The organism is Novosphingobium sp. PP1Y (genome assembly GCF_000253255.1).
Lineage (GTDB): Bacteria > Pseudomonadota > Alphaproteobacteria > Sphingomonadales > Sphingomonadaceae > Novosphingobium.
On the sequence record NC_015583.1, the window covers coordinates 615,993 to 629,989 of the forward strand.

The 13,997-nt window shown below is 62.8% G+C and carries 11 protein-coding genes; 4 read left to right on the forward strand and 7 right to left on the reverse strand.

What is annotated here, in order from left to right; translation table 11 throughout:
- Positions 1 to 174: 174 nt before the first annotated feature.
- Entirely contained in the window at positions 175 to 2,736 is a 2,562-nt protein-coding gene (locus tag PP1Y_RS03745; protein ID WP_148274822.1) for a cation-translocating P-type ATPase, read from the forward strand.
- A gap of 129 nt (positions 2,737 to 2,865) precedes the next feature.
- Here the strand turns inward: PP1Y_RS03745 and PP1Y_RS03750 are convergent, their stop codons facing one another.
- Both PP1Y_RS03750 and hisD read right to left on the reverse strand, forming a co-directional pair.
- Positions 2,866 to 3,630, reverse strand: a complete 765-nt coding sequence (locus PP1Y_RS03750) for an SDR family NAD(P)-dependent oxidoreductase (protein WP_013836759.1) — start codon at positions 3,628 to 3,630, stop codon at positions 2,866 to 2,868.
- A gap of 96 nt (positions 3,631 to 3,726) precedes the next feature.
- The gene (hisD, locus tag PP1Y_RS03755; protein ID WP_013836760.1) at positions 3,727 to 5,058 is read right to left on the reverse strand and encodes a histidinol dehydrogenase; all 1,332 of its coding nucleotides are present in this window, start codon (positions 5,056 to 5,058) and stop codon (positions 3,727 to 3,729) included.
- Positions 5,059 to 5,324: 266 nt separating this feature from the next.
- Here hisD and PP1Y_RS03760 point away from each other — a divergent pair, with 266 nt between their 5' ends.
- Together PP1Y_RS03760 and PP1Y_RS03765 are read left to right on the forward strand one after the other, a co-directional pair.
- Complete coding sequence (locus PP1Y_RS03760; RefSeq protein WP_013836761.1) at positions 5,325 to 5,873, forward strand: cupin domain-containing protein; 549 nt, start codon at positions 5,325 to 5,327, stop codon at positions 5,871 to 5,873.
- Between the two features lie 156 nt (positions 5,874 to 6,029).
- Complete coding sequence (locus PP1Y_RS03765; RefSeq protein WP_041558541.1) at positions 6,030 to 6,410, forward strand: UrcA family protein; 381 nt, start codon at positions 6,030 to 6,032, stop codon at positions 6,408 to 6,410.
- Between the two features lie 119 nt (positions 6,411 to 6,529).
- On the opposite strand, the gene PP1Y_RS03770 is transcribed toward PP1Y_RS03765, so the two are convergent.
- From PP1Y_RS03770 to PP1Y_RS03780, 3 genes are read right to left on the reverse strand one after another with little or no spacing between them, the layout of a single operon-like run.
- Entirely contained in the window at positions 6,530 to 8,845 is a 2,316-nt protein-coding gene (locus tag PP1Y_RS03770; protein WP_013836763.1) for an arylsulfatase, read from the reverse strand.
- 50 nt (positions 8,846 to 8,895) lie between these two features.
- On the reverse strand, positions 8,896 to 10,173 hold the full coding sequence (locus tag PP1Y_RS03775) for a TetR/AcrR family transcriptional regulator (RefSeq protein ID WP_013836764.1): 1,278 nt from the start codon (positions 10,171 to 10,173) through the stop codon (positions 8,896 to 8,898).
- 34 nt (positions 10,174 to 10,207) lie between these two features.
- Positions 10,208 to 12,481: an arylsulfatase gene (locus PP1Y_RS03780; protein ID WP_232512231.1), complete on the reverse strand. Its 2,274-nt coding sequence runs from the start codon at positions 12,479 to 12,481 to the stop codon at positions 10,208 to 10,210.
- Positions 12,482 to 12,545: 64 nt separating this feature from the next.
- On the opposite strand from PP1Y_RS03780, the gene PP1Y_RS26290 reads away from it, so the two are divergent.
- The gene (locus PP1Y_RS26290; protein WP_232512233.1) at positions 12,546 to 12,908 is read left to right on the forward strand and encodes a hypothetical protein; all 363 of its coding nucleotides are present in this window, start codon (positions 12,546 to 12,548) and stop codon (positions 12,906 to 12,908) included.
- A gap of 288 nt (positions 12,909 to 13,196) precedes the next feature.
- On the opposite strand, the gene PP1Y_RS03795 is transcribed toward PP1Y_RS26290, so the two are convergent.
- Together PP1Y_RS03795 and PP1Y_RS03800 are read right to left on the reverse strand one after the other, a co-directional pair.
- A complete protein-coding gene (locus PP1Y_RS03795) occupies positions 13,197 to 13,502 on the reverse strand; it encodes a hypothetical protein (protein WP_041558544.1) in 306 nt (101 codons plus the stop codon).
- Positions 13,495 to 13,965: a DUF983 domain-containing protein gene (locus PP1Y_RS03800; RefSeq protein ID WP_013836766.1), complete on the reverse strand. Its 471-nt coding sequence runs from the start codon at positions 13,963 to 13,965 to the stop codon at positions 13,495 to 13,497. The genes PP1Y_RS03795 and PP1Y_RS03800 overlap by 8 nt, the downstream gene beginning before the upstream one ends.
- Between the last annotated feature and the right edge of the window lie 32 nt (positions 13,966 to 13,997).

Below are 13,997 nucleotides of genomic sequence, written 5' to 3' on the forward strand. Positions count from 1 at the left end.
GGGGCGCTTGCGTCTCTTTTCGAAGCGGGCCGAGGTTGTTCACCGTACGCGCATGCGTTCGATGATCTCGATCAAGGGGCCATCCTGGTTTGTCTGACATGATACTGCGGGTCACATTTCCCGCCAAAGCCGGTATATTGGGTTCCGGGCAATAGACGTTCCCGAAAGGAGATCATGGACGGCCAGGCCTCAGGTTCGATGCGAAGGGGCCTGCCAAGCGAGGTGGCAGCAGCGCGCCTTCGCGAAGAAGGCCCAAATGCCCTGCCGGGCGCGCGCAGCCGCTCTCCCTTGCGCATCGTACGTGACGTGCTGCGTGAGCCGATGTTGCTGCTGCTGCTTGCGGCGGGCGGAATCTACCTGCTGCTTGGCGATCTTCACGAGGCGCTAATCCTGCTCGCCTTCGCCGGGCTCACCGTCGTCATTGCCATCGTTCAGGAAGCCAGGACGGAAAGGGCAATCGATTCCCTGCGCGACCTCAGCATGCCGCAGGCATTGGTCATTCGCGATGGCCACAGGCAGCGAATACCCTCGCGCGAAGTGGTGCGCGGTGACCTGATGGTTGTCGGGGAAGGAGAACGGGTCGCTGCAGACGGCTGGGTCATCGAAGGCTCTGGACTGCAGGCCGACGAGTCTTTGCTGACCGGTGAATCTGTACCGGTCGCCAAGCCGCCTCTGGAGGGCGAGCCTGCCGCGCAGCCGCCCCGTCCGGGAGGTGAGGACCTGCCTTATCTTTTTGCGGGCACTCTCGCCGTTCGCGGGGCAGGGACGGTCGAAGTGGCTGCAACCGGGCTGCACAGCGAAATCGGAAGGATCGGTCAGTCTCTGGTCTCGCTGGAAACCGAAGTGCCCCATCTTACTCTTCAGACGAAGCGGCTGGTGCGCTGGCTGGCCGTGCTCGGCCTTGGCGTGAGTGTCCTTGCCATCCTGCTTTACGGCCTGCTGCGGGGAGGCTGGCTGGAAGCCTTCCTTTCAGGCATCGCGATCGCCATGTCGCTCCTGCCGGAGGAGCTTCCGGTCGTCCTCACCCTGTTCATGACGATGGGCGCCTTTCGCATGGCGCAAAGGCGCGTGCTGGCACGCCGGGGCAGTGCGATCGAGACGTTGGGCGCCGCCACTGTCCTTTGCACCGACAAGACGGGTACGCTCACCCAGAACCGCATGGCGATTGCCGAGTTGCGGCTGCCCGACGGTTCGGTGCAGCGGCTCGATGGCGAAAACGACACGCTCGGGCCTACGTTCGCCAAACTGGCGGCCCTTGGGATCTCGGCGTGCCTGGAAGAGCCGTTCGATCCGATGGAACAGGCGTTCCACGCGCTTGACGACGAATTTCCCGAGCGTGAGCTCAAGCTTCGCAAGCGCAATGGCTGGCACCTGCGCCGGCAATATCCGCTCTCCTCACAGCTCCTGGCGATGGCGAATGTGTGGACCAACGGGACGACATCCGACGGGATCGTCGCCGCGAAGGGTGCGCCCGAGGCTATTGCGCAGCTATGCGGCATGACGGATGACGACCGCGCTACCCTGGAAGCGGACGCCGCGCAGATGGCTTGCAAGGGGCTGCGGGTCCTGGGCATTGCCGAGGCCCGTTGGCAAGGTGGGAGCCTGCCGGACCACCAGAGCGGGTTCGCATTCACCTTTCGCGGTCTCGTCGGCCTTGCCGATCCGATCCGCGCCTCGGTCCCGCCGGCAGTCACGCAGTTGCAGGAGGCCGGCATCCGCCTTGTGATGATCACCGGTGACTACCCTGCGACAGCGCGCGCCATTGCCCGGCAGGCCGGCATCGTCGAAGGCGATGTCCTGAGCGGGGATGAGATTGCGCGTCTGGATGATGCCGAGCTGGTGCGCCGTGTCGGAAGCGTCGCTGTCTTTGCGCGGGTGATGCCCGACCAGAAACTGCGGATCGTGCGGGCGCTCAAGGCAATGGGCGAAGTCGTCGCAATGACCGGGGACGGCGTGAACGACGCGCCTTCTCTCAAGGCTGCGCACATCGGCATCGCGATGGGCCAGCGGGGAACGGATGTCGCCAGGGAAGCTTCATCGGTCGTCCTGCTCGACGACGATTTCGGCTCGATCGTTACCGCGGTCCGGCTTGGCCGGCGCATCTACGACAACTTGCGCAAGGCCGTTGGCTTCATTTTTGCGGTCCACATTCCCATCGGTGGCCTTGCCATTTTCCCGCTTCTGGCAGGCTGGCCCTTGATCCTGGGGCCGGTGCATATCGCCCTGCTCGAAATGGTCATCGATCCAGTCTGTTCGCTGGCCTTCGAGGCAGAGCCCGAGGAACCCGACGTCATGCGTCGGCCGCCCCGGGCGCCGGAGAGCCCGCTGATCTCGCGAAGCCTGCTGGGCTGGTCGCTTATGCAGGGCTTCCTCGTATTGGCCGCGTTGCTGCTGCTTTCCGGCTGGGCAAATCATGGCGCCATTCCGGCAGATGCCGCGCGGACGACGAGCTTTGCCGGTCTCATCGTCGCGGTACTTGCACTCGTGCTGGCCAATCGCTCGTTCCGCTCGCTGGCACCGGGCGGCAAGGTCGAACACAACCTGCCACTTGCAATCATCATGGGGCTGGTGGTCGGGGTATTCTCGGCGGTTTTCCTTTCTCCCACCGTGGCTTCGCTTCTCGGCTTTTCGGTCCTTCAGCCCGTTGGCATGCAGGCGGTCGGGATCACCGCGCTGTTTCTTGGCGGAGCCTTGTTGCTCGCAAAACTGCGGTTCGGCCGGGTCTTGACCAACTGAAGGTGCCGGGTTCAGTGGCCGTCGCCAGCCCATCGCCGCCGCCACTTCATGGCGGCCTCACACCAAGGTGAAATTGTTGGCGAGGTTCCGGACGTAGTTTCCGGGGAAGGACCCGAGTATCTCCAGGTCCTATTCTGCGGTCCAGCCGCCATCGACGACAAGGCTCGTGCCGGTCATCAGGGCGGAGGCATCGCAGGCAAGGAATAGCACGGCGCCCATCAGGTCTTCGGGCTGGCCGATCCGGCCCAGCTTGATCTTGGACAGGACGCTGGCCCTGAAGGCCTCGTCCTCGAAGAAGGGTCTGGTTAGCGGCGTCTCGATGAAGGTAGGTGCAATCGTGTTCGAGCGGATCCCGTGCGGGGCAAGGTCGAGCGCAAAGGCTTTGTTCATGCCTTCCATCGCCCATTTGCTGGCGCAGTAGAGCGAGCGGTTGGGGCCGCCGACATGGCCCATCTGCGATCCCATGTGGATCAGCGAGCCTTGCGTGCCCGTGCCCATCATGCGCTTCACGCAGGCCTGGGCCACGAAGAAGGCACTTTTCACGTTGAGCCCGAGGACGGCATCGAAATCATCCTCGCTGGCATCCCACATCGGTTTGGGGCGATTGGTGCCCGCATTGTTGACGAGTACATGGAAGGGATCGCGGCTCTCGAAGAAGGCACTGACTGCCGCGAGGTCCGAGACGTCGAGCGTGACGGCCTGCGCCTTGTGCCCGGCTGCCTCAAGTTCGGCTTCCGCCGCCTCGATCTCCGATGCGGTACGTGCAACCAGCGTGACTTCAGCCCCGGCCTGGGCCAGTGCGGCAGCCGCGGCAAGGCCGATGCCGCGGCCCGCGCCCGTTACGAGTGCACGTCGCCCCTCGAGACTGAAGCTGGGAGTTACAGGCAAGGTCATGTCTCTATCCTTCGGTCCTTGGCTCGCGTTGTTGTTTCGCGGACGAAGCGGCCTGCCCACCGCAATTCGTTTCTCTGCCGGGGAGAGGCCGAAAAGTCAGGCCTTCGTCTGTTCGGTCGGTTCGGCTTGCCCAGCATAGGGGACGTTGCGCTGGCCAAAGCGGCGCACGCGGATATTGGCCTGTTCGCCGTGCCCGGCAAAGCCTTCCAGCGCGCACAGGCGCGAGCAATACTCGCCGATCAGTGCCGAGGCCTCGTCGGTGGTGACGCGCTGGTAGGTACAGGTCTTCAGGAACTTGCCGACCCACAGCCCGCCGGTGTAGCGCGCCGACTTCTTCGTCGGCAACGTATGGTTGGTGCCGATCACCTTGTCGCCGAAGCTGACATTGGTGCGGCTGCCCAGGAACAACGCCCCGTAGTTGGTCATGTGCTTGAGGAAGTAATCCGGCTCGGCTGTCATGACCTGCACGTGTTCTGACGCGATCTCGTCGGCGATCCGAACCATCTCGTCGTAGCTGTCGGCGACTATCACTTCGCCAAAGCTGTCCCAGGCCTTGCGGGCATGGTCGGCGGTGGGAAGGATCTGCAGCAGGCGCTCGATCTCGGCCATCGTCTCGCGGGCGAACTTCTCGGAATTGGTAAGGAGCACGCCGGGGCTGTCGGGGCCGTGCTCGACCTGGCCGAGGATGTCGGTTGCGGCGATCTCGGGATCGCAGCCCACGTCATCGGCAATGACCAGCGTCTCGGTCGGGCCGGCGAACAGGTCGATGCCGACACGGCCGTAGAGCTGGCGCTTGGCTTCGGCGACGAAGGCGTTGCCCGGGCCCACCAGGATATCGACCGGATCGATCGACTGCGTGCCCAGCGCCATTGCGCCCACGGCCTGGATGCCGCCCAGCGCATAGATCGCATCGGCGCCGGCCATGGCCTGCGCGGCCACGATCGCGCGTGCGGGCCGACCCTGGAACGGCGGCGCGCAAGTGATGACACGCTTCACGCCCGCGACCTTGGCGGTGATCACGCTCATGTGCGCAGAAGCCAGGAGCGGATACTTGCCACCCGGCACGTAGCAGCCGGCGGAATTGAGCGGGATGTTCTTGTGACCGAGCACGACGCCGGGCATCGTCTCGACTTCGACGTCCTTCATCGAATTGCGCTGGATCTGCGCGAAGTTCTTCACCTGAGCCTGGGCGAATTCGATGTCCTTGCGCTCCTGCGCGGTAAGGCTGTCGACGCAGGCGTCGATCTCAGCCTGCGAGAGGCGGTAGTCTTCGCGGTCCCACCCGTCGAACCTGTTCGACATTTCACGCACGGCTTCGTCGCCGCGCTTCTCGATGTCCGCCAGTGCCGCTTCGACGATGTCGCGAACCTTGCGGTCAGCATCTGCCTTCGCTTCCGCCGATGCACCGCGCTTGAGCCAGATGGCCATCAGTTATCTCCCGGGAAATCTCGTGAACCGGGCCCTTGCATAGCTCACTGGCGACGCGAAAATATGCATGACCGTCGCAAGTTATCGATGGGCGACTATTGATGTTATGCCGTTGTTGCCTGGGGCGGACCCGGCTAACCGGATTTCCAGGCAAGAATGAAAGGAGGCCGCGCCCATGCGACCGATGTGTTCCCCGGTCAGCTCGATGTCGCCGATCTGCTCGCTCTCCTGCCGTTCGGCGTTCTTGAACAGAAGGTGATGAGAACATGAGCGAAGTCCTTTCCGATTCCGGTTTGCCGCCGGTGCAGCGCGTGGTCACCGGTCATGACGAGAACGGCCGCGCAGTTTTCCGTTCCGAGGATTGCGAGCCCACCCGAATGGTGCCTTCCGGCGATGCCTCCTTCCTGACGATCTGGACGACCGCCACGGTGCCAGCGGACAACAACGACGAGACGGAGGGGCGCGCCCGTGCGACCGGGACAACGCTGGAGGGCGGCTCGGTGATTCGGGTGGTCGACATGCTCCCGGGCAAGCAGAGTCCGATGCACCGCACCAATTCGATCGACTACGGCATCGTGATGAAGGGCGAGATCGAGCTCGAATTGGAAGATGGCCGCAAGAAGACAATTCGCGAGGGCGGGATAATCGTCCAGCGCGGAACCAACCATCTCTGGCGCAACACGACCGACGAAGTCTGCCGGATCGCCTTTGTCCTGATCGAGGCGCCCGCCTACCTGCACAACGGGGTGCCGCTCCATGAAGCCAAGCCCGAGCAGGTCGATCCCGTCTACATCGCGGCTGCCAGCAGGCCCTGATCGCCGCTTGTTCGATCTTTCCGGCAAGGCAGCGATCGGGCAAGGATTGCGACGGATCAATGATCTGCGATACTTCCTCGCGCAAGAGCAGGGGCGGAGGTTTGTGAAATTATGGTGTATGGGACACGGATCATCGGTACGGCGGCGCTCTGCGGCATGACCCTGGCTCTGTCGGCAACGGCGGTTATCGCGCAGGAGCGGCCACCCGGCGATGCGCAGGAGCCGGCCACGCCCGAGGAAATCGTCGTCGAGGCCCCGCGCTCGGTGCCAGCCCGGGTCGAGCGTTCCAGCTCGACCGGCGCGCCGATCATCACCACGACCGTGCGCATTCCGGTGCTCTACAATGATCTGGACCTGAGCCAGCCTCACGATCAGGACAGGTTCATGACTCGCGTGCGCAGCGTCGCCCGCGACGTGTGCGACGAGCTTGACCGGATCTATCCGTTCAATCCGGATCAGGACTGCATGACGCGGGCCCTTGCCAACGGCACGAAAGCCGCCGAGCAGGCGATAGCCGAGGCGCAAACCGTACCATAGAAGCCCCCGCCATGAGCGTGCGCAGGCTGACGGCCGTGCTGAAGTCATTCGCCCGTCGCGGGATCGATGACCGCGCGGGCCTGTGCGATGCTGTTGGCAGGAAATCCCGCCGCTTCGACCTATTTCCTCTCCGGTAGCGAAATCGTGATGCCGTCTACTGCCGCGCCGGTCATGGGATAGCCGAGGTGATCAGCTTGCGGATAGGCCGCCACCGCTGATCCGCGATCCCGACCGACATCGAATGTCTCGTCGATTGTATAGACCCCGGTCGTGCTGGCGCGCAGGCGTCCGGCCCCGACCTGTTTGCCATCCACGGTCAGCGTGACATCGCCGCCCTTGCCGTAACCACCACCGTCATAGTGGAAATCGACCGCGATAGTGCGCAATCCCGGCTTGAGCGGTGTGTCGGCCTGAACGTTCAACGTCTGCAGGTCGAACAGGCGATAAGTGAAGACCGGACGTGACTGTTCATCCAGCCAGAGCGACCAGCCCGCCGAATGACCGCCCAGCGCACCGATGACGCCCTTCGCTGCCTTGCCGGCTTCAATCTTGGCCTCGATGCGCCACGACTGGTTGGCCATTTTCGGGAGTGCGGATTCCGGTATGGCCCGCGCCGTTCCGGGATAGGTCACGCTCTTGCGACCCGCCGCCAGTTCGGGGAGGCCGGATCGCAGGTGCTGCCCTTCGATCGGAAGAACGTCGTTGCGCGCAGCTTCGGCAAGGAAATCGGCCTGCATCTGTGCCAGCCGGGCCGGCTCGCTGTCGGCGAGGTCAGTTACCTGGGTCGGATCGGCTTGCAGGTCATAGAGACGCCACTGATCCTTGTCGGGCGAGGGCGCCATGGGATTGAAGCTTTTCCAGGGAAGACGGCCATGATCGGCCGCGGCGAACCAGCCATTTTCGTAAAGTGCGCGGCTGCCGAAAACTTCGAAGTACTGCCGCGTGTGCAGCTCCATGGCGCGGGGTTCGTCGAAGCTGTAAATCAGACTGGTGCCGTCCATTGGTCGCTGGTCCACTCCGTTGACCATTTTGGGCGCGGCAATGCCCGCAGCTTCGAGAATGGTCGGGGCGATGTCGTTGACGTGGCCGAACTGGCTCCTGCGCTGTCCTTGTTCATCCGGCCCGATCTTCTCCGGCCACGAGATGACGAGCGGATTGCGGATGGCCCCGAGCCATGCGGGCATGGCCTTGCCCCACTGGAACGGCGTATCTGCGGCCCAGGCCCAGCCGGAATTGATGTGGGTATAGGACCGCACCGTTCCGGCGTCGCCGGTACGGGCGAGCTTGGCCGCTTCGTCCTGTGGCAGACCGATGAGGGCGCCAAGATAGTTCAGGCTGCCGAGCAGCCCGCCTTCGAGGCTCGCGCCATTGTCGCCCACCACGTAGAATACCAAGGTATTGTCGAATTGGCCGTCGTTCTTGAGCGCCTGCAGTACGCGGCCCACTTGCGCGTCGGTGTGGTCGAGAAAGCCGGCATAGGCCTCCATCGTGCGCGCCGCAAAAGCCTGTTGCTCGCGCGAGAGCGAATCCCATGCCGGAATTTCCGGTGGCCGGGGCGGCATTCTGGCATCGGCCGGGAACAGGCCCATCGCTTTCTGGCGGGCAAAAGTCTGCTCGCGCAGCTGGTCCCAGCCCATGTCGAAGCGGCCCTTGTACTTCGCGATGTAGGCGTCCGGTGCCTGGATCGGCGCGTGAATGCCGCCGGTTGCAAGGTAGAGAAAAAAGGGATGGTCGGGCCGCAGCGCCTTCTGTTCGCGCATCCATGCGATCGAGTGGTCCGCCAGGTCTTCGCTCAGGTGGTAGCCTTCGCGGCGGGGCTGGTCGATCGGGGCGGTTCCTTCATAGAGCGTGGGCGCGAACTGGTCGGTTTCTCCGCCGAGGAAGCCGTAAAAGGTGTCGAAGCCTTCGCCGGTCGGCCAACGGTCGAAGGGGCCGGCCTGCGAGGCTTCCCAGTCCGGGGTCTGGTGCCATTTGCCGAAGGCGCCGGTTGCATAGCCGCGCTGGCGCAAGACTTCGGCGATTGTGGCCGTGTCCTTGCGATGGAAGCCCGAATAGCCGAGCCGCGCATCGGCCGAGTTCATGACTGCGCCTATGCCCGAGGCGTGCGCATTGCGGCCGGTCAGCAGCGAAGCGCGCGTGGGCGAACAGATCGCGGTCGTGTGAAAGCGTGTGTAACTCAGGCCTCGTTTCGCCAAGGCATCCAGCGCGGGCGTTGCGACGGGGCCTCCGAAAGTGCTCGCCGATCCCCAGCCGACGTCATCCAACAGGATTACAACGACATTGGGTGCTCCCGCGGGCACCTGGCGCACGAATTCGGGCGGCGCTGTCGGCGGCACACCTTGTGCGAAGGCACCGATGGGCAGGGCGAGGCCGCAAGCGCCGGCCAGCAGGAAGGGTAGCGTGCGGCGCGTGGCACCTTGGATCTTCGTCGCCATGTCTCTCCTCGATGATTCCTCTGATTATTTCTGTCGCGCCCTGTCCCGGTTCAGCGATTTACTGCCCTGGGCGGCGAGGCGAGCCCGTGGAGGAACAGTCTTGCGCATTCGTTCGAATAGATGTCGCGCTTCGCGGGTTCTGGAACTGTGGTGAAGGTCAGGAAGCGCGCCGCGAATGTCGCCAGGACGTAAAAGGCCCGGATTGCAGCCGAATTCGGTCGAGGGAGGCCGTGTATTGCCAGGAGCTCCGTCAGCGCCCTGCCCGAGACGGCAACACGCACGTCATGCCAGCGGGCGGCAAGGTCGGGGACGAGGTCGCTCTCCTGGATCAGGAGGCGATGCAGGCCGATATTTTCAGGCATGAGATGCCAATCGAGGACCTGCCTGGCGAGCGCGGTGAGGGCGGTCTCCGCATCGCTCGCCACGTCCAACTGCAATACCACCTGGCTCGTCGCGTGGATCTCGCGTTCGACGACATGGCGCAGGAGATTTTCCTTGCTGCTGAAATGCCGGTAGACGGTAGCCGTACTGGACTGCGCGGCAGAAGCAGCCCGATTGATTTTCGCAGCCGGAAAGCCATGCTCGAGAAATTCGGTCAGTACGGCGTCCATCAGGCGCTGGACCTTTTCGGAAGAGAGCCGGACGGCAACGTTGCTTTCGATCGCAGGGGGGCGGGATGCATCCGCCAGGATCGCAGGGTCCAGGTCGTCGGTGTTGGCCATGCCTGCATAGCCGTGCAGGAACAGCTCGATCGCGGACCGGACGATTGCCTTGCGCGCCTGGTCTGCGGGTAGCGGCGTTCCCAGGAAGTATCGGCTGCCCTCGACCGCGAGGCCGCCGAAACGGCTCGCGGTCAGGATCGGATCGGCGGGCTGCAGGGCGCCCTTGTTCATCTGCACTTCGAGGTAGTCGGCCAACTTTCGCGACCTGGCGATACGGTCTTCGTGAAGATCGTCGGCCAGTTCCGGAAAATGGGTGGCGGCGACGATGTTGGCCCGGAACAGTCCGAAGTTCACGGGTTCGGCAAAGCCCCTGAAGAGACCTTCGCCGAAGTCGGACAATGTCTGCTCGAGGTTCATCGAGGGCTCGACGAATGCAAGCCCGGAGTGGCCCTTGTCGAGCGCGTCGCGCACGGCAGCCTCGAACAGCGCTTGCTTGTTCGGGAACAGCTCGTAGATGCTCTGCTTGCTCATGTGAGCGGTGGCAGCGATCTGATCGACGCTTGTCCGCTCGAAGCCGGTGTCCAGGAACACTTCGCCTGCCGCCTTCAGGATCTTTGCGCGGTTTGCCGTCAGCCTGTCGGACTTGCGATCATGATTCTCATTCATGAGCCGGTTCCTAGCAACGAAACTGTCCCGTGCGTCAATGCGCTGCCACTGGACCCGGCACGCCGTGCTTGCCCGGTTCGACATCGACCCGGATGATGCGGCCGGTGAACTTGCCGCCCGGCGCATAGTCGTCGGTTACGGGCGTGTCGGCATCGAATCCGATGTCGAGCGTGTCGGTCATTTCCGGAAGCTTGGAGATCGTCCGCGTAATCCGTCCCCGAGCTATCTCGCGGTCGTCAGCGCGAATGATCATCTCGCCGCCTGCATTGGCGCCGCCGTCATAGGCAAAGTCGAAGACGAGTTTGGTCATGCCTGCTTGCAGGGGACGCTTCGCGGCTACCCGCGATTGGTCTCCGGCCAGTTGCGAGGCCGCCATCAGGGCGACAGGGCGGCCATCCTTGAGGTAGAAGCTCCAGCCACCGAAACGGCTGCCGAGCGACAGCACGGCGCCATTGGCAGCTTCAGGCAATTCGATCTGTGCGGTTATGCGGAAACTGCGCGCCAGCAGCCCGGCGGTATTGACCGAAGGGATGCTGGTTCCGGCACCCCAATACGTATAATCGCTGTGTTGCGGGTGCTGGGCCTGCGCTGCACCGAAGCGCGCTAGCGTCAACCTGTCGTCCAGTGGATAGACGTAGTTCTTCTCGGCCTCGTTGCGGAACAGAGCCTGCATTTCCTTCAGTCTTCCCGGCTCGCGCGATGCAAGGTCGTACGCCTGCGAGAAGTCATGCTGCAAATCGTACAGTTCCCAGGCATAGTCGGTCGGCAGCTTCGATCCGTCTCCGCGTTTCCAGGGCTTGTTGACGGGCGTAGTGCTCGCCAGCCAGCCATGTTCATAGATGGCGCGGTTGCCCATCATCTCGAAATACTGGCGCTCATGGCGCTCGGGCGCGGAGGGGGCATCGAAGCTGTAGGTGAAGCTGATACCGTCCATGCGCTGCTGGTCCACGCCATTGACCCGTTGGGGTGCCGACACACCGGTTGCCTCGAGGATCGTGGGAACGATGTCGGTGACATGCGTGAACTGCGACCGGATGCCGCGATCCCGTATATGGTCGGGCCACGAGACGACAAGGCCGTTACGGGTGCCGCCAAGGTGCGAAGCGTATTGCTTGAAAAGACGAAACGGCGCGTTGGTCGCCCAGGCCCAGCCATATCCGTAATTCGAAATGGTCTGCGGACCGCCGACCTGGTCGAGATTGGCCAGCAGCGACTGCAAGTCTTCGGGCATGCCATTGGCGAAGGCAGCCATCGGGTTCGTACTGCCGTTCGGGCCGGCTTCGGCCGCAGCACCGTTGTCTCCTTCGATGAACATGACCAGCGTATTGTGGCTCTCGCCCATGCGGTCGAGTTCGTCGAGCACCCGGCCGATCTGATCGTCCTGATAGGCAAGCATCCCGGCATAGGCCTCCATCATCCGCGCATTGATCCTGCGCTCATCCGGGCTCAGATCTTGCCAGGCGGTGATGCCTTCCGGCCTTGCCGTATTGACGGTGCCGCGCGGAATGATTCCCATCTTGAGCTGCCGCGCGTAGGTTTCGGCGCGCACTGTATCCCATCCCTTGTCGAACTTTCCGCTGAACTTCGCGATCCAGTCTGCCGGCGCCTGTACCGGGGCATGGGTGGAGCCGGTGGCGTAATAGACGAAGAACGGCTTGTCCGGCGCAGCGGATTTCTGGTTATGGATCCAGTGGATCGCCTCGTCTGCAAGCGACTTGTCCAGCACACCCTCGCTGAGCGTTGGGATGGAGGTCGTGCCGCGATAGAGGGCAGGCGTGAACTGGTTGGTCTCGGCCGCCATGAAGCCGTAGAAGTATTCAAAGCCCAGTCCCGTCGGCCAAAGATCGAAAGGACCCGCCGGAGACACGTCGGCTTCCGGCGCATTGTGATGCTTGCCGAACATGGCGGTGTTGTAGCCGTTCTGGCGCAGGACTTCGGCTATCGTGGCCGCACTTTTCGGCATGATGTTGTCATAGCCGGGAAATCCGGTGGAGAGATTGGCAACGATGCCGTTACCGACGGCATGATGGTTGCGCCCGGTCAGCAGAGCTGCGCGAGTCGGCGAACACATCGCCGTGGTGTGAAAGCGATTATAGATGAGGCCGCGTGTGGCCAGCCGGTCGAGATTGGGCGTCGGGATCGGCCCTCCGAACGTCGAGGCTGCGCCAAAGCCGACGTCGTCAGTCATGATCAGCAGGACGTTGGGCGCACCCTTCGGGGCAACCGGTCGCTTGGGAAATGCAGGAACCGAGTCGGCATACGTTTCGCCGATCTTGCCCGCAAAGGGGGCTTCCGGATCGGGTAGCACCGATTGAGCCGCAGCGGGCGCGGATCCGGCTAGAACAAGGGCAAGGGAGCCGAATCTGCAAATCTTGAAGCGCCCTTTGCTCATCCTCTGCCCCTCCAGTCCAGCGCAATTTTTGTACGATTCATTTTCGTACGATTTGCGTCTGTACGGCTTAATTTCGGACAATACAAGGGCTGCAAATGGTCGCCTGAAGGAATTTGACATGCTGAAATCCGAATCACGTGTTCAGCTCGCACGCGCCTTCATCCAAACGCGGTACGGCGACGACTGCGAAGCCATCGCGGCTCAGGTCCTGCCGGACGTCCCGATTCAGGAGGCTGCCCAGCAATTGCAGAGCTGGAACCTTTTTCCGATTCTCCGTCCGGGAGGCGCCTCGATCACTTCGCCGGATATCGTGTTCAGCGAGCCGCCACGCGTGGAAGCCTGACGAGTGCGAATTCGAAAGATCGTGTCGTGACGGGCCGGCTTGAAGCAGTCCGCCTGACTGCAGCGCATGAGGGCGAAGCGGCTTTTGCTATCAAAATCCGCTTCGCCAATGGCGGATGCTCGCAAGTTCAAATTCAAGGGAAGGACGTTGCGAAAATACTTTCCCGGGCCCGAATGGATTGCGCTCAGGCGTTTGTCGGGCAGACTTGCAAGATATTGAAAGTCGATATGGCCGGGCTATGACCGGTCCGATCAAGGCGTCAAGTTACCGGGCCAGTCATTTGTCGATCTAGTCCCGATGGAAAAATGCAGTGCGGCCGGCAAGGACGTTTCGTGCCATTTCGCCGCTATCGTGCATGGCCAGTGCTCCTCCGGGCATTGCGTCATCCCAGAACTCCGGGTCGGCATATTGCTTCAGGGCGGTTTCGTAGCGAAGTAGTCGCTCGGCCTCTCCTGAGAGCAGGTTTGCTACCATCTGGACTTCAGGCAGGTCGTCGCCGCTGCCATCGAGCACAACCCGAGACAGGTCATGACGTTTCAATTCGTCGAAGTATCCTGCTGCGACGCCGCGTGCGCGCTTGATGAGATTAGTCATCGCCATTCTCGCGAGCCCTTGCCGCGCGCGCATTGAGCTGCGCCCATAGCGTTTCGGTGCCGGCCTCCTGCGCCTTGTTGACGAACTGTGAAGCGACAAGCCATCCCTTGATGTATTGTAGGGGCCACACGCATCCGATTGCGAGCAGGGGGAAAGAGGTCAGAAGATGCACCCAGAACGGGGGTGAGTAGGCAACCTGCAGCCAGACTGCAAAAAACGTGAGCGGAAAGGCGACGATGCAAAGTGAGAAGAAGGCCGGTCCGTCATCGGGCGCTGCAAAACTGTAGTCCAGCCCGCAATTGGGGCAATGGTCGTTCAGTTTCAGCCACTTGTGAAACATGCTGGGATCGCCGCAGCGCGGGCAAAGGCCCTTCATCCCGCAGCGGAATATCCAGCGGGCCTTGTCCTGGCGCACGGCTTCCCGGCGATTGGCGGCGTTGTTATCGGTGCTGTCGGTTTCCATGATGCGAACTCGAACTTTCAGTTTCCCGTTTC

Excerpts from the sequence above, each read along its gene's own strand:
- PP1Y_RS03745 (WP_148274822.1), top strand. The coding sequence starts at position 175 with ATGGACGGCCAGGCCTCAGGTTCGATGCGAAGGGGCCTGCCAAGCGAG.
- PP1Y_RS03750 (WP_013836759.1), bottom strand. The coding sequence starts at position 3,630 with ATGACCTTGCCTGTAACTCCCAGCTTCAGTCTCGAGGGGCGACGTGCA.
- hisD (WP_013836760.1), bottom strand. The coding sequence starts at position 5,058 with ATGGCCATCTGGCTCAAGCGCGGTGCATCGGCGGAAGCGAAGGCAGAT.
- PP1Y_RS03760 (WP_013836761.1), top strand. The coding sequence starts at position 5,325 with ATGAGCGAAGTCCTTTCCGATTCCGGTTTGCCGCCGGTGCAGCGCGTG.
- PP1Y_RS03765 (WP_041558541.1), top strand. The coding sequence starts at position 6,030 with ATGACCCTGGCTCTGTCGGCAACGGCGGTTATCGCGCAGGAGCGGCCA.
- PP1Y_RS03770 (WP_013836763.1), bottom strand. The coding sequence starts at position 8,845 with ATGGCGACGAAGATCCAAGGTGCCACGCGCCGCACGCTACCCTTCCTG.
- PP1Y_RS03775 (WP_013836764.1), bottom strand. The coding sequence starts at position 10,173 with ATGAATGAGAATCATGATCGCAAGTCCGACAGGCTGACGGCAAACCGC.
- PP1Y_RS03795 (WP_041558544.1), bottom strand. The coding sequence starts at position 13,502 with ATGACTAATCTCATCAAGCGCGCACGCGGCGTCGCAGCAGGATACTTC.
- PP1Y_RS03800 (WP_013836766.1), bottom strand. The coding sequence starts at position 13,965 with ATGGAAACCGACAGCACCGATAACAACGCCGCCAATCGCCGGGAAGCC.